Below are 14909 nucleotides of genomic sequence, written 5' to 3'. Positions count from 1 at the left end.
ATGACTTCTTGGCCCCGCTTCACCGACACCCGGCTCTTCGTCACCGAGGCCGTACGCGGCTTCCGTACCACCGGCGCGGTGGCACCCAGCAGCCGTCGTCTCGCCGCCGCCCTCTCCGAACCGGCCACCGAGCGGGCCGGACAACGGCTGGATGTCCTGGAGGTGGGGGCGGGCACGGGCCCCGTCACCCGCTTCCTGCTGCCGTCGCTCGCCCCGGGAAGCTCGCTGGACGTGGTCGAGGCCAACCCGCGCTTCGCGGCGGTCCTGCGGAACGTCGTCCACGAACAGCGCTCGGACCGGGAGACCCGCTCGACACGCCTCCGCGGCCCGAGCCCCGACCGGAGCCCCCTTCGGGTTCGGGTCCACGAGACGCGTATCGAGTGCCTGGACACACACAAGTCCTACGACGTCATCATCTCGGGCCTGCCCTTCACCAACTTCGGCCCGGACACGGTCGCCTCTCTGATGGACCGCTACCTGGATCTGTTGCGCCCAGGCGGGTCGTTGACCTACTTCGCGTACGTCGGCACCGCCCCGGCCCGCCGGTTGGTCGCCCCCGCCGCCGAGGTGGCCCGGCACCGGGCGGTCGAGGCGGTCCTCGCCGCATACCGGCGGCGCGGGCCGGCCCAGGGGCGCACGGTGTGGGCGAACGTCCCACCGGCCCGCGTCTGGCGTCTGGATCCGACGCCCTCTCGCACCCGCAACCCCGCCGCGCGCGGCGAACGAACCGCCGGTGCCCGCCCGGCCACGGGGTGAGCGGTCAGCCCCGGGTCCGGCGCCGGGGGCACCTCGACGCGCCCCGGCGTCCCCGGTGGCAGCCCGCGGTCAGGAAGCCCAGCCCCACGCCCAGCATCCAGGAGTCCTTGGCCATCGGGATGCCGTTCTGGGTGGGGCGCAGGCTGCCGGGCTCCCGCATACCGGGAACACGGAGGTAGAGGCCGAGGAGCCCCCCGGAGAACCCGGTCAGCGCCAGTCCGGCCAGCCGGGTCGGCACGATGGGGGCGAGCAGCGCACCGCCGATCGTGACCTCCGACCAGCCGAGCATCCGGGTGAATCGCCCGGCCTCCAGCTTCTTGAGGAACGGGTAGGCGACACAGGCCATGCCGTGCACGGCCTGCGCCGTCTCCTCGTCCGCCTTCAACTTGCCCAGGCCGGAGTTCAGGATGAACGCGCCGATGGCGAGGCGGGGGGCCACATCGCGCGGTTCAAACGTCGTTGTCATGGGAGCCTCCGTCGATCTGGTATTCGGCCCCTCGACGAGCTTAGCCAGGAGATGCCGGTGGCGCTTCGCAAGGCGCTCCCGCCGGTGCGACGCGCATCGCACCGGCGGGGCGCTCAGCAGGATCTCCCGGTGGTGCGCGGCGCACCGTCCGCAGGATCGGCCAGGACGCCGGTCATCAAGCCGTCCGCCGGCCGGCCCGGGTGCGGTGCCGCGCGTGGCCCCGGGCGAGTTACGCGGTCCGGCCGACCGCCGCCGCCGACGCGTTGCCCGTCACCGTGACCTGCTGTCCCCGGCCGGTGGCCGTGGAGGTGGTGGTCAGGCAGCTGCCGGACGATGGATCGGTGACGGTGGGAAGGCCGCCCGTGTGGTCGACGTCGACCTCGGTGCCGACCGGTTTGCCGTACGTCACGGTGACATGCTGCCCGAAGCCGGCCGGAAGGCAGGGCTCGATGAATCCCTGACCGGCGTTCTTGAACCGGCCCGAGGCCGACGGCAGGCTGAAGCTGCCGATGTGGGCCACCGGCGTTCCTGTCGCCGTCTCGACGACGTCGCCGGACATCAGCTGTGTCGCCCCGCTCACCGCGGCCCGCTTCAGCACCAGGGAGTACATCGTTCCCGGCGTGTGGACGAAACGGACCGCACAACTCACTCCGGCGCCGCCGTCGGCTCCGTGGCAGCCATGACCGAGCGAGAAGGCAAGCACGGGCGTCGGCGTCGGCGTCGGCCGACAGCTGGCCCCGACAACCATCCGGCGGGTCCGGACACGCACGTGGTCGTCTCGTTCGAGGACCGATCGGAGATCGGGCTCCCGTTCGATGCCCCACCGGCCGCCGTCCGGCATGACGAGCGACACCCGGCGCTTTGGGCCGAGCGCACCGCGGCCATCCCTTCGACTCGTGGGGCAGACGACTCGACACGTGACGCCGCGCCCACCGACGAGCCGTTCGGACGCCGGGCCGAGCACCGCGCCGCGACCGTCGGCGCGTTCCGGGGGCGTGGCGAGGCAGTCTGCACACGACGGTTCGAGCGGGCGCACGCACTGCGCGTCGACGGATCGGGGCGGCCGTTCCCCCTCCGACACCGACCGCCCGCGGTCCGCGCCGACACACCGATTCGCCGCAGTCGGGTCGAGAGGCGCCCGCTACCGGACCAAGCGGCGATGTCTTCTGTCGGTCACGGAGCAACCTGAGGCGCGCGACTGCCGTCTTGATCCACAACAAGGCGGTTCGCCGCACGTCACCAGCCACGACCGACCCCCCACGAACGCCCGGGTCCGATCACCGGGCAACTATGCGCAAAATGTATAGATGAAGTGCATAGTTGCTCTGCCGCTGACCCGGCCGTGCGCGAAAGGCACCCATGCACAGCAAGGCAATGGCGCCCGAGTACCAAGGCGCTCTCACCCAGATGTCGGTGAACTCCTCTCTCACGGATGTACTGGCGGAAGGCGTACGCCACTTGAGAGAGGCCGAACTCAGCGGCTCGCAGCGGGAAGTGGCGAAGTGCGGGCTCGCGGTGGCCGAGGCCCATCGCCGGCTCGGCAACATAACGGAAGCCGATCAGGCCTGGAAGGCCAGCTACCGGGCCGCCCGCTCGGCCGGTGACCTGGGAGCGATGGCGTGGGCGCTGTGGAGCGGCGGGACACTCGCCCGGCAGCGCGGTGAACTCAGGCTCGCCTTCCGCCTGTTGGGGCTCGCCGCAGACATGGGGAAGCGCGGCGGGGACGTCGTCGCCCGTGGATACTCCCTCGCCGGCCTCGCCGAGACCGGGCGAATACAGGGCGACTACGAGACCGTCGCGGTGCTGCACGAACAACTGCTCGCCGAAGCGCGAGCCCGTGGCGAGGCACGGCACACCGTGTGGGCCCTGGAGGGCATCGCGCAGATCCATCGCAACACCGGATCACTCGACAGCGCCCTGGCCATGTTCGAGGAAGCCGCCGAACTGGCCGGGAACGCGGACGACCGGCGTGGCCGCGCATGGGCCCTGCGCGGCATGGCCGACATCATCTCGCTGCGGAACGACCCGGAGCGCGCCCTGGCCCTGCTCACGGAGGCGGAACTCACCTGCCGCGAGATGAAGTTGTCCAGCGCGCTGGCGTACAACCACAAGATGCGCGCCAACGTCCACTTCCGTGCCCACCGGTATGAGGAAGCACGTCAGGTGTACGAGGAAGCGCTCGCCGAGTTCCGTGCGATGGCCGAGCCCCGGGGTGAAGCCCTCGCCCGGCTCGGTCTCGTCAAGTCGCTCGCCCGGCTGGGCCGGGACCGGAACGAGACCGCCGCCGATCTCGGCGAGCTGCGCCGCACCCTCAGCCGGATCGGCCTGCTCAATGCCCGGGACATGGTGGACAAGGCGTACGCGGAGCTCGGCGTGACGCCGGTCGGTGGCGATTCGGACGAGGAGAGCGGGCGCCGATGACATCCTCGCCCGTAACCCACCGGGCCGCGGCGCCGCAGATCCTCGCCCGCTGCCGCGATCTCGTCCGCCCCGCGCTGGCCCAGGCCGTGCAGCGCCTGCACCCCTGGCACGCGGAGATGGCCGCCTTCTCCTTCGGCTGGGGCGGAGTGGACGGCAGCCCCGTCCCCGGCTCTCAGGGCAAGGGGGTGCGCCAGGCCCTCACGCTGCTCAGCGCCGAAGCCGCCGGCGGGCCCGCGGAGGACGCCGTCGTCGGCGCGGTCGCCGTCGAGCTGATCCACGTCTTCTCCCTGCTCCACGACGACATCATGGACGGCGACGAGACCCGTAGACAGCGCGCCACCGTCTGGAAGGTGTACGGGACCGGCCCCGCGATCCTCGCAGGGGACGCGCTCTTCGCACTGGCCGTCCAGACACTGGCCGATTCGCCCGGCGCGGACGGCGCGGCCGCGGTCCGGCATCTCGCCGGGACGCTGACCGACCTGGTGCGCGGTCAGGCCGAGGACCTGCTCTTCGAGACCCGGCCCTGGAACGGACCCGAAGCGGTGCGACCCCACGAGTACCAGTGGATGGCCGAGCACAAGACCGGCGCGCTGCTCGGGTGCGCGACAGGCCTCGGTGGACTGCTCGCCGGAGCCCCGGCCACGACCGTCGACGCTCTCACCGGGGCCGGCCGGCACCTCGGAGTGGCGTTCCAGGCCGTGGACGATCTCCTCGGGATCTGGGGAGACCCGGAGCTCACGGGCAAGCCCGTGCACAGCGATCTGCGCAGGATGAAGAAGACGTACCCGGTCCTCGCGGCCCTGGCCACGGACGGCCCCGCCGCCCGGCACCTCGCCGCGCTTCTGGGTTCCGGCAACCCGCTCGACGCCGCCACGGCGCGACGGGCGGCCGACCTCGTCGAAGAAGCCGGCGGGCGTTCGGCGACGCTGGCCGAGGCCCACCGGCACCTCGACAGCGCCCGCCGCGGCCTCGACGGCGTTCCACTGGCCCCGGCCGCGCTCGGTGAACTCCTCGCGCTGTTCCCGTTCTTCGTCGACCGCGCCATGTGACCCGTCGGGCACCCCGACCGGGCACCATCGCTCCCGTCCCGGGCTCACGCGCCGGTGGCCGGAAACCCGTCACCGGGCCCGGCCACCGGCATCTCCTGAACTGCCGCTGTGAGCAGGGCGGTACCCCGCCGCCGCCTCGCGGCTACTCCTCGATGGCCCCGCCGGTCCGCCGCAGGTGCTGCCGGAAGGTGTACGACGGATCGGCTGAACGCCGTGCCAGGTAGTCGTCGAAGGACGTCTGCTTGCGCAGTGTCTCGCCGGCCCTGATCATGAGCGCCTGTTCTCGCTCGGTCCTGCGGATCCCGTGCGCGGTGGCCAGCACCTCCTCGACGCGTGAGGCCGGGACGAACAGCACTCCGTCCTCGTCGCCGAAGACGACGTCCTCCCCGCTCACCAGGTGCGGGCCGAACCGCGCCGTGGTCAGAGCCCCGGGCTCCCGCTCATCCAACCGGACAGGGCCGCAAGGGTAGTTGCCGTAGCTGAACACGGGAACGCCGATCTCCCTCAGTTCCGAGGTGTCGCGGTGCAGCCCCCACACCACCAGGGCCGCCACGCCCGCGGCCTCGGCCTCAAGCACCGCGAGGTCTCCGACACATGCCTCGTCCGACCGGCCGCCGTTGTCGATGACCAGCACGTCACCCTGCTCCGCCGCGCCGAACGCCTCCAGGAACACGTCCACGCTGCCGTAGTGCCGCACGGGCAGCGCTCGGCCCGCGATCCGGTGCCCGGAGACCACCGCACCGATTCCGGACGGAGCGATGCGCAGGGGCACCTCGACGCGGAGACAGGCATCGGCCACCAGCGGTGTGGACAGGTCCTCGAAAGCCTTCAGCATGGTTCTCCCTGGCGCGATGCTGCCGTCCGAGGCCGACGGCGGGCGATGACAGCGGCTTGGAGCCGCGATGATACTTGCGCGGTCTCAACGCGTCGACGGCGCGCCGCGTCAGGTCCCTTCCGCGGGTGCGGTAGGGGCTCCCGGCCGGGGAACGCGCTTCAGCTCGGGACCGGACCGCGCCGCCGCACCAGCGGCAGGTACACCTCGTCGACGATTTCGACGAGGACGTCGTCCGGTGCGGTGGGAACCCCGCGCATGACGAACTCATTGCGCAGCAGGACGACGGCCACGGTGGCGACCCGTGGACGGAGCGCTTCGGGCGCGGCTTCCCCACGGGCGACCGCGCGCCGCAGGACGGTCAGCCAGGGCACGGCGGCGGCGTCACCGGACTGGTCCTGCAGCTGCGCCAGAAGTTCCGACGTACCACCGGCCGCGGCGAAGAGTTCACGCAGGATCGTGCCGAGCGGGGAGCTCCAGTGGCGGTTCGCCCGGCGCAACAGCTCCAGGACGTCATCGCGCAGATCGCCGGTGTCGGGCGGCTGGACCGTCGTGGTCAGCTGCCGGTAGGCGGCGATGCCGAGCGCGAGGCGGTTCGGCCAGCGACGATAGATGGCGTTCTTGTTGGTGCCCGCGCGGGTGGCGACCTTGTCCATGGTCAGCCCGGCGTATCCGGATTCGGTGAGTTCGTCGACCGCGGCGCGCAGAATCGCCTCCTCCAGGGCAGCTCCGCGCCGGCGCGTCCGTCCGGCGTTCCGCTGCCCCATCGCGTCCCCTGCCATGGCCCCTGCCTCATTCGGTCCCGATCACGCCCCCATTCTGCTTGTCGTCCCCGACCCAGAAAAATAGGGTACGTTGCGTACCGTATTCGGTTTCCCACAGGAGGGGATGAGACCCATGCGGGCCAGAGGCATCAGCTACGACACCGGCTTCGTCAAGAACGGAGTGAACTCCCGCAGCTTCTTCGACCCGGCGGTGGTCGAGCGCGAGCTGCGCATCATCCGTGACGACCTGCACTGCAACGCGGTCCGCGTCATGGGCGGCGATCCGGAACGGGTGGAGCTCGCGGCCACGTACGCCGCCGACCTCGGTCTTGAGATCTGGTTCTCCCCCTACCCCCTTGAGCTGACCACCGACGAGATGCTCTCGCTGTTCGCCGACTGCGCCGAGCGCGCGGAGCGGCTCAGGCAGCGGGGGGCCGAGGTCGTGTTCGTCACCGGCGCGGAGCTGAGCATGATGAACAAGGGGTTCCTGCCGGGCGACAGCACCGACGAGCGGGTCGCACTGCTGAGCCGGCCGGAGGGCGTGCGTGAGCACGTGGGCCGGGTCGGTACGCGGGTCAACGACTTCCTCGGCAAGGCCGCGGCACTCGTCCGCGAGCGCTTCGGCGGCAAGGTGACCTACGCCTCCGTGCCGTTGGAGCGCGTCGACTGGACGCCCTTCGACATCGTGTCCGTGGATCTCTACCGGTCGGCCGAGACCGCCGACCGCTTCGCCGCAGGTGTCCATGACCTCACGGCGACGGACAAGCCGGTCGCGATCACCGAGTTCGGCGCGGCCGGCTACCGGGGTGCGGGTGACAGGGGCGCTCTCGGTCTGGAGATCGTGGAGTACGACAAGGACGCCGGTCCGGTCCGGTTGAAGGGTGAGTACATCCGCGACGAGGCCGGTCAGGCCGCGTATCTGCGCGAGTTGCTGAGGGCGTTCGAGGACGGCGGCATCGACAGCGCCTTCGTCTTCACCTTCGCGCTGTACGACCATGTGCACCGCCCCGACAGCGACCCTCGCGAGGACCTGGACCTGGCCAGCTACGGCATCGTGAAGGTCCTCGACGGTCGCCTCGGAGACACCTACCCCGACATGCCGTGGGAGCCCAAGGCCGCGTTCGCCGCCGTCGCCGATCGCTACCGGGAACGCTGAGACGGCGAAAGCAGTCCTGTGCGGGGCGAGTTCCCCGCTCACCCGGGTCGGCGAGGCATCGCCGCGCCCGTGGCGGACCGGGTCGGAGGCCGACGGAGATCCCGGACGGGCCGGCCGTGCCCCGCGTCATTCGGACGGGAGGTCCGGGGGCCCGTAGTGGGTGGTCCAGCCGCGGCGGATCTCCCAGGTGCCGCCGTCGGCGGAGGCACCGCGCAGACCGTGCACGGTCTCGGCGCCGGCGAGTTCGACCAGCCGGGGGGTGCCGAGCGAGGCGAAACCGAAGGTGCGGGTCGGTTCCCAGTCGGTGGAACGGCGCAGGCGCCGGGCGAGCCGGGCCGTTCCGAGCGGCGCACCGGCCAGCACCCACGCGTCCGGGGCCTGTGCCGTCAGTCGCCGGGCGGGGCGCAGCCACGAGGCGGCGTCCTCGGGCCAGTCGACGACGGCAAGTACATCCTTGTGCAGGGACTGCCATGCGCGGACGAACGCCTGCGCGGCGGTACGGGAGTTGGCGTCGCGCCCGTGCCCGACGGCCACGGACCGGATGTCCGGGCGCACCGCGGTCAGCAGGCCGATCAGCGCGGCCAGCTCCGCTTCGGTGTGGGCATCCGGTGCCGGGCTGTCGACGGCAGGGGCACGGGGTCCGGGTGACCGGCTCTGCGCGTCGTCCTCGGTCGGGCTCATGAGGTGTCCTCGGGGTCGTTGTTCCTGTCCCACCGTCCGCTTCGCCTTCCAACGGGCGTACGCCTGTGGCAGGCACACCGCGCATGGCCGGTATCCGGCCCGGACGGCAGTGCTCTCGTCGGCGAAGAACACGCGCTGGGACACGTACCGGCCGCGGGCTATGGCCCGAAGCGCGGAGGGGCAGTCCAGTCGGCCGTACAGGCGGCTTCGCCGGTGTCCGCCGAGCGTGCCCGGCGTGACGCTTCGGTAGGGCTCGCCGTCCGGGCCGAGCAGTGTGTGCAGGCGTCCCTCACCTCTCCGGCGGGCATCGATGCGGTCGTTCATCCGGCGTCGTGGAAGACGAGACCGAGAGTACGGCGCCGGCCTGAGCGGACGGTGCTGACGCCGTGCCGCATCGGCGCGGCCGACCAGCCCCGCTTGGACGCGACCGGGCGATCCCGGGTGGTGAAGACCAGCCCGTGCCCCTGCGGAAGGAGGGTGGCCGATCCCCGGGACTGGGCGCGGGGGCGTTGCTCGGTCATCAGGAACTCGCCACCGGCGTAGTCGGTGCCCGGCGCGTCGAGTCCGATGACGACCTGGAGCGGGAAGAGCATGTCGCCGAAGACGTCACGGTGCAGGGCGTTCCAGTCTCCGGAACCGTAACGCAGCAGGATCTGGGCGGACTTGGACTGTCCGGCCTCGTGACACATGCCGAGCCACTCCTCCAGTTCGTCGGGCCACGGAGCGGGCCGTCCCAGCCTGCCGGCCCAGTCGCGAGCGATCGGCAGCAGATGTGGATAGAAGGCCTGGCGCAACTCCCTTACCAGCGCGGGCAGATCGTGGGTGAAGTAGCGGTACTGGCCGGAGCCGAAACGATGGCGGGCCATGTCGACGGTGGAGCGGAAGCGTTCGTTCTCGTCGTACAGACCGGCGAGTTCGCGGCACTGCGTGGGGGTGAGAAGCCGTCCGGTGAGCGCGCTTCCGTACTCGTCGACCTCCTCGGTGAGCGCCGCCCAGTCCGTGGCGTCGACCAGGTCGCTCGCCGTCCCGGCCGAATGTGTTGTGTCGATCACGAATCTCGTTCCTCAGTGCGCGGTTGGCGAGGGAGTGGGGCTTCGGCGTCGCCGCAGCCGTGGCGGAAGTGGAGGCGCGGCAACGCCGGTCGGGCGGCAGTCCCGTCGCCACGCTCGGCAACGCCTTCGCGGAGCAGCGGTGGTCTCTCGCGCTCCAGCCCTCCGGCGCAGCCGGTCAGGGAGCTGTCCCGCGCCGATCACCCGGTGCCAGGACCTGACGAGCAGCAGGGGGTTCGCGCCGATGGCCGTGCCGCCCGAGCGAACCGCGGATCGCGGTGCGCCGATGCGGTCGGCGATCCGACCGTACGCGGTCGGAGGCTCCTCGCCGGCCAACAGCGGTTCACCCAGTGGGCTGCCCATGGCCGTGTATCGCGTCATAGGGCATTCCTTCCATGGGCTTTGACTGATCCATAGAAAATGCTGTGCCGTTTGACACTCTTTGTCCGGCGGTTTCCGGACGGCGCGTTCCCATCGGAGCCGTGCCTCGCCGGGCGATGTGCCGGAGCCCGGCGGGGTTCAGCGGGCGTCATGGAAGATGAGCCCCAAGGTCTGGCGCCGCCCGGACTCGACCGCGCCGGTGCCGTGCCGCACGGCGTGCCGACGGTAGCCGTTCCGGCCCCGGACCGGGCGATGACGGACCGGGAAGATCATCCCTTGGCCCAGCTCCGGCCGGACGACCACGGCCGTGGACTGGAAGCGGGGGCGCTGCTCGACGAAGACGTTCTCCCCGCCCGTGAAGTCGCCGCCCGGCTGGTTGAGCATGATCGCGATCTGCAACGGGAACACGATGTCGCCGTAGATGTCCTGGTGGAGGCAGGCGTGGTCGCCCTCCCCGTAGGAGAGGATCAGCGGGGTCGGGCGATGCTGGCCGTTGGCCGCGCACTCCTCATTGAGTTCCGCGAGTGTGTCCGGGAAGGTGCGTTCGCCGAGCATCGGCGCCCATTGGTTGGCCATCCAGGCCAACGGCGGGTAGAGGCTCTCCCGCAGCACGCGGACGAGTGACGGCAGCGGATTCGCGTAGTACTTGTAGGTGCCGCGACCGAAGTTGTATCGCTGCATCACCACCGTGCTGCGGAACACTCGGTCGTCGTCGAACATGCCGATGAGCTTCTCGCACTGCTCGCGGCTGAGCAGGGGCGGAGTGAGCGCCACCCCGCGCTCGTTCAACCGGTCGTACAGTGCGGGCCAGTCCAGGTCGCTCAGCACGGGCAGGTCCCTGTCGTACGCGACGCGCGGTGCGTCAGCGGTACGGGGTGTCGCGCCGAACAGCGTCGGCGTGACGGCGGAGTGGTTCATGATGTGTGTCCCTCGGTGCTGTGTTGTCCTCGGGGAGGCCGGTCCGGCGGCACCGTGCCCCTTCGGTGGGTGTGACCACCGGCCCGCGCCCTGCTCCGGCCCGGCGGCCGCAAGCCCTCGACGATCAATCCTGACTGTCGCCGGGTGGCAGATCTGGCGCTATTCGGACATCGCGCTACGGGCACCCGGCTCGACCGGACGCGGTGGTCGGACCAGTGGCCTCGGCGAGATCCGCCGGCAGACGTATCCCGGCTTGCCCGACCACCCCCGAACCGTCGGCGGAGAAATGGAGTTCGATGCGAGGATCAATACCCTGCCCGCTGAAAGCGCCTTCCGCTTGGAACGACAGAATCCCAAGACACGCTTTCCCGTTCCGCCCCCAGAAGGAACTTTCCCATTCACTCCCCGCTCTTGGCTCCCGGAATCATCCTGACTGAAACGGCGAGGACAGAAATTCGACACCTCACCTTCGATAACTCTGGGTCACATGCCGGATTGCCTGAGTAGCAGCCCGGACCCATGATGAAGGCGTTGGCAGAACGAACGGGCGGCAAGCCCTCATCGGGCGCCCCGTTCACCCGCGGAGAAACGCGGGTGAACCGGCATCGAAACCCGTCTCCCCGTTCGCACAGCAAGGAGGCCCCCACATGCCTGTCGCTTCCGAAGAGCTGACGCTCCACGTGTTCAAGGTCGAGATTTCCGAGGCGTAACCGAATCCGACCGACGGCACAGGACCTCGTCCAGCGTCGCGGCGAACACATGAGCGCGCGAGGCGGAAACAAACGGTTTCTGCTGAGCGGAGCACCCGCCTCCGAGATGCCATTCGGCAATCACGCCGTAATCCGGTCCGACAGGCGCTGATCTCCTTCCCGCGCAACCGGCCCCGGCCATGGCACTCAGATCCCACTCTCACCGTCGGCTTCTCGCATTTACGTGATGGAAGCCGAATACCCCGGAAGGTTCACCATGTCAGAAATGGTTTCGCCGCACTCTCGGCGGGAATTCCTTTCCGCCTCCGCCGCCGTGACGACCGGAGCGGTCGCCGGATCCTTCGGCATGTTCACCCCCTGGGCTCAGGCAGCCGAAAAGGGGGGTGACCCCGCGGGAGGTAACACCGCTCCGTCAGCGGACGGGACCATCCGTCCCTTCCCTGTTCATTTCCCGGAGAAGGATCTGGCCGATCTCCACCGACGCATCCTGGCCACGCGCTGGCCCGAGAAGGAGACCGTCGCGGACCAGTCGCAGGGCACGCAGCTCGCGACGGTTCAGGCGCTCGCGCGCTACTGGGCGTCGGAGTATGACTGGCGCAAGGTCGAGGCGAAGCTGAACGCCCTGCCGAACTTCATCACCAAGATCGACGGGCTGGACATGCACTTCATCCATGTCCGCTCGGAGCACAAGAACGCTCTGCCGTTGATCGTCACGCACGGATGGCCCGGCTCGATCATCGAGCTGATGAAGATCATCGAGCCGCTCACCAATCCCACGGCACATGGCGGGAAGGCATCGGATGCTTTCCATCTGGTGATTCCATCGATGCCGGGATACGGATTCTCCGGCAAGCCGACCACGACCGGCTGGACCCCCCAGCGCATCGCACGCGCCTGGGCAGAACTGATGAAGCGCCTCGGATACAAGCGGTATGTGGCGCAGGGCGGCGACTGGGGCGCACTCATCACGGACTTCATGGCCGTGCAGCGGCCTGCGGGACTGATCGGCATTCACACCAACATGCCTGGCGTGGTTCCGCCCGCCATCGACAAGGCGATCCAGTCCGACAACCCGGTGCCGTCCAATCTCTCGGCGGAAGAAAAGCGCGTGGTCGAGCAACTGGAATACTTCTTCAGGCATCATGTCGCCTACGCCCAGATGATGGGGACACGCCCGCAGACACTGGCCGGGCTGACGGATTCGCCCATCGGTTTGGCCGCCTTCCTGCTCGACCACGACTCAGCCAGCTTGAAGCTGATCTCCCGGGTCTTCGCCGGACACACCGAAGGCCTGTCGCGGGACGACATCCTCGACAACACCACGCTCTACTGGCTGACGAACACGCCGATTTCCGCTGCCCGTCTCTACTGGGAGAACAAGGCATCCTTCTTCGGCATCAAGGGCGTCTCCCTCCCGGTCGCCGTGAGCGTCTTCCCCGACGAGATCTACCAGGCTCCGAAGACCTGGGCAGAGAAGGCGTACCCCAACCTCATCCACTACAACAGGCTGCCCAGGGGAGGCCACTTCGCGGCCTGGGAGCAGCCCCGCCTCTTCACAGAAGAGCTCCGCGCCGGCTTCCGCTCCCTTCGCTAGCGTCTTGCACCGGAGATGCGTCGTCAGCCTCCGCGTTTCACTTCTGACGGCGTCCCGGTCCTGCGCGGAAACGCAGAAGTGCGTCCCGGTCGCTTTCCGGTCTGCTGCTGTCGAACAGGTACGAGCGCCGACAGTCGACAGCTGTCCAGTCCGGCGCGTAGCACGAGGTGCCGCGCCGGCCGCACGAGCACGCGCCGCGCAGGCGGGCGGCGGTCGGGGAGCCGAGCGCACCTGTCCGCCACGGCAGCCTGGCGCTGAGCGCGCCGTACGACGGCGTGTGATCGGCGCCGAAGCGGCGGAGCAGGCGGTGTCCGGTATGCGGTCGGGACGCTCGACGGCCCGAACTGCGGTGTCGGGCGCGGAGAAGCAGACGTCCCGGCGGTCCGGCACCTCGGCAACCGCCGTGTGTCTGCCACAAGTTCACCCAGCCGGTGCGTCACCAGGAGACTGGACCGGTTCGCGGGCCGACCCGCCAGTTCGCGGGCCGGCCCACCAGTTCGTGTGCAGCGACTGAATCATCCGTCCGTGCAGTACGCCCGCCGCACGGTGCGAGACCGACCCGCACTGCGTCCGCTCGGCCGACCTCACCACCTGGTGACAACCTGAACGAGAAGCGCGCCGACGGCCCCGGTCCATGACCACTCCTGGTCAGTGCGCCGCCGAAGTCAACGAGCATGATGCCGTCGGTGCGGAGCAGGCCCTACCAGTAATGCCGACGGCCGCCCACAGCATGCCCGACGGCACCCAGGATCCAGAGGATGATGCCGATGACGACGAGCACGACACCTATGGTCCACAGGATCGCGATGCCCGCAACCAGGCCGATGACCAGCAGAATGACACCTAGGACGATCATTGCGTCCTCCTATCAAGCGTCTTCTCCCAGTATGCGCCCGGCGACCGCTCCCGCAGGCTGACACAGAACGGGCCGGGAGGATCACTCGCCGATCCCACGGAGCCGGCACCAGGCGGCCCGAGGTGCGGACGGGGGCGGCATGGGGGCGAAGGGGGGCGAAGGGGGGCGTCGAGCAGAGACGCGGGCGGATGCGCTCGGGCATTCGGGCATCCGGGCATCCGGGCATCCGGGCATCCGGGCATCCGGGCAGGAAGACGTACGGAATCTCGCCGCTGTTCCACGGCATTCGGCTCCGCAACGGTCGAGGCCGTCTCGTATCCCCCGGATGTCACGTCACGCGGCCCTGATGAGAGCGTCTTCACCGTTCCGCCGTCGATGACGTAGTCCGCGCCCGTGACGTTGCCGGCTACGTCCGACCTCTTTTCTTGAACTGTGGGTACAAAATTTGAGCAGGAGTCCACAGCCGGCACGGGCAGACCGACCCGCGGTCTGGTCAGAGAGCGTCGATCGTCGCGTCGATCACCCTGGTGAGGCGCTCCGGCCCGTCGGCGACACGGGCCATGAGACGCAGACCGACGACGGTGTTCAACAGCAGGCTCCCGATGGCGGCGGCATCCCGGTCGGCGGCCACCTCTCCCCCACGCCGGCCTTCCTCGACGAGCGCACGGAATGCCTCTTCGGTCCGGTCGAACATGCGCCGGACCAACTCGGTCGCCGTCTCGTCCGTCCCCGCCAGTTCCGCCGCGGCATTCACCGCCATACAGCCACGGCGGTCGGGGTCGGCGAGATCCATCTCGACGAGGAACCGCAGCACCCCGCGCAGCCGGTCCTTCACGGAACCCCGCGCCTCAAGCATCTCCACCAGGGTCTGCGCCTGACTGTCCCGGTAGCGGCAAAAGGCCTTCGCGAACAGAGCGTGCTTGCTGCCGAAGGCATTGTAGAGACTGCCCTTTCCGATACCGAGGGCGTCGACGAGATCCTGCGGCGTGGTGGCGGCGTACCCCTTGCGCCAGAACACTTCCATGGCCTGCTCGACAGCGACGTCCGGATCGAACTCCTTGGGCCTTCCCATGATCGGAACAGTCGTACTGTTCTTGACCCGCAAGTCAAGAATTCCTCGACCTCTTCCGACGTACCCCGCCCCGCTTCCGTCTCCTGGGTGCGCCTCGCGATCCCTGGGGCCGTCGGCTCCGCCCATGGGGTGACTTCCCGTGCATGTCGCCGCGCGGGCCCACGACGGCGCGGCCTGTGCTGGTACCAGCAGGGAATGCCCAGG

At 69.7% G+C, this 14909-nt stretch carries 15 protein-coding genes; 5 read left to right on the top strand and 10 right to left on the bottom strand.

Annotated features, from left to right (window positions below; genetic code table 11):
- Window positions 1-756, top strand: coding sequence for a class I SAM-dependent methyltransferase (locus ACZ68L_RS37715; protein ID WP_469586821.1), 756 nt, complete (start codon window positions 1-3; stop codon window positions 754-756).
- 4 nt (window positions 757-760) lie between these two features.
- Here the strand turns inward: ACZ68L_RS37715 and ACZ68L_RS37710 are convergent, their stop codons facing one another.
- Together ACZ68L_RS37710 and ACZ68L_RS37705 are read right to left on the bottom strand one after the other, a co-directional pair.
- Window positions 761-1222 (bottom strand): hypothetical protein, encoded by a 462-nt coding sequence (locus ACZ68L_RS37710; RefSeq protein WP_469586818.1) that lies wholly within the window; start codon window positions 1220-1222, stop codon window positions 761-763.
- A 229-nt stretch (window positions 1223-1451) separates the two neighbouring features.
- Window positions 1452-1925, bottom strand: coding sequence for a hypothetical protein (locus ACZ68L_RS37705; RefSeq protein WP_469586816.1), 474 nt, complete (start codon window positions 1923-1925; stop codon window positions 1452-1454).
- Window positions 1926-2581: 656 nt separating this feature from the next.
- Here ACZ68L_RS37705 and ACZ68L_RS37700 point away from each other — a divergent pair.
- Window positions 2582-3643: a tetratricopeptide repeat protein gene (locus tag ACZ68L_RS37700; RefSeq protein WP_469586813.1), complete on the top strand. Its 1062-nt coding sequence runs from the start codon at window positions 2582-2584 to the stop codon at window positions 3641-3643.
- On the top strand, window positions 3640-4692 hold the full coding sequence (locus ACZ68L_RS37695; protein ID WP_469586810.1) for a polyprenyl synthetase family protein: 1053 nt from the start codon (window positions 3640-3642) through the stop codon (window positions 4690-4692). The genes ACZ68L_RS37700 and ACZ68L_RS37695 overlap by 4 nt, the downstream gene beginning before the upstream one ends.
- Window positions 4693-4834: 142 nt before the next feature.
- On the opposite strand, the gene ACZ68L_RS37690 is transcribed toward ACZ68L_RS37695, so the two are convergent.
- On the bottom strand, window positions 4835-5527 hold the full coding sequence (locus ACZ68L_RS37690) for an RraA family protein (RefSeq protein ID WP_469586807.1): 693 nt from the start codon (window positions 5525-5527) through the stop codon (window positions 4835-4837).
- A gap of 158 nt (window positions 5528-5685) precedes the next feature.
- Window positions 5686-6306: a TetR/AcrR family transcriptional regulator gene (locus ACZ68L_RS37685; RefSeq protein ID WP_469586804.1), complete on the bottom strand. Its 621-nt coding sequence runs from the start codon at window positions 6304-6306 to the stop codon at window positions 5686-5688.
- A 115-nt stretch (window positions 6307-6421) separates the two neighbouring features.
- Here ACZ68L_RS37685 and ACZ68L_RS37680 point away from each other — a divergent pair, with 115 nt between their 5' ends.
- A complete protein-coding gene (locus ACZ68L_RS37680; protein WP_469586801.1) occupies window positions 6422-7444 on the top strand; it encodes a hypothetical protein in 1023 nt (340 codons plus the stop codon).
- 126 nt (window positions 7445-7570) lie between these two features.
- On the opposite strand, the gene ACZ68L_RS37675 is transcribed toward ACZ68L_RS37680, so the two are convergent.
- The 4 genes from ACZ68L_RS37675 to ACZ68L_RS37660 form a co-directional block, all read right to left on the bottom strand.
- Entirely contained in the window at window positions 7571-8125 is a 555-nt protein-coding gene (locus ACZ68L_RS37675; protein WP_469586798.1) for a hypothetical protein, read from the bottom strand.
- A 320-nt stretch (window positions 8126-8445) separates the two neighbouring features.
- Complete coding sequence (locus tag ACZ68L_RS37670; protein ID WP_469586795.1) at window positions 8446-9177, bottom strand: 2OG-Fe(II) oxygenase; 732 nt, start codon at window positions 9175-9177, stop codon at window positions 8446-8448.
- Between the two features lie 12 nt (window positions 9178-9189).
- Window positions 9190-9537, bottom strand: a complete 348-nt coding sequence (locus ACZ68L_RS37665; RefSeq protein ID WP_469586909.1) for an MGMT family protein — start codon at window positions 9535-9537, stop codon at window positions 9190-9192.
- Between the two features lie 156 nt (window positions 9538-9693).
- Window positions 9694-10473: a 2OG-Fe(II) oxygenase gene (locus tag ACZ68L_RS37660; RefSeq protein WP_469586792.1), complete on the bottom strand. Its 780-nt coding sequence runs from the start codon at window positions 10471-10473 to the stop codon at window positions 9694-9696.
- 975 nt (window positions 10474-11448) lie between these two features.
- Here ACZ68L_RS37660 and ACZ68L_RS37655 point away from each other — a divergent pair.
- Entirely contained in the window at window positions 11449-12777 is a 1329-nt protein-coding gene (locus ACZ68L_RS37655; protein ID WP_469586790.1) for an epoxide hydrolase family protein, read from the top strand.
- 700 nt (window positions 12778-13477) lie between these two features.
- Here ACZ68L_RS37655 and ACZ68L_RS37650 read toward each other — a convergent pair.
- Both ACZ68L_RS37650 and ACZ68L_RS37645 read right to left on the bottom strand, forming a co-directional pair.
- Window positions 13478-13633, bottom strand: a complete 156-nt coding sequence (locus tag ACZ68L_RS37650; RefSeq protein ID WP_376283513.1) for a DUF6131 family protein — start codon at window positions 13631-13633, stop codon at window positions 13478-13480.
- A gap of 493 nt (window positions 13634-14126) precedes the next feature.
- Complete coding sequence (locus ACZ68L_RS37645) at window positions 14127-14705, bottom strand: TetR/AcrR family transcriptional regulator (RefSeq protein WP_469586787.1); 579 nt, start codon at window positions 14703-14705, stop codon at window positions 14127-14129.
- Window positions 14706-14909 lie beyond the last annotated feature (204 nt).

The organism is Streptomyces sp. NPDC104309, from assembly GCF_055584025.1.
The sequence above is the reverse complement of the archived record's forward strand: the minus strand, read 5'-3'. Positions and strand labels throughout refer to the sequence as shown.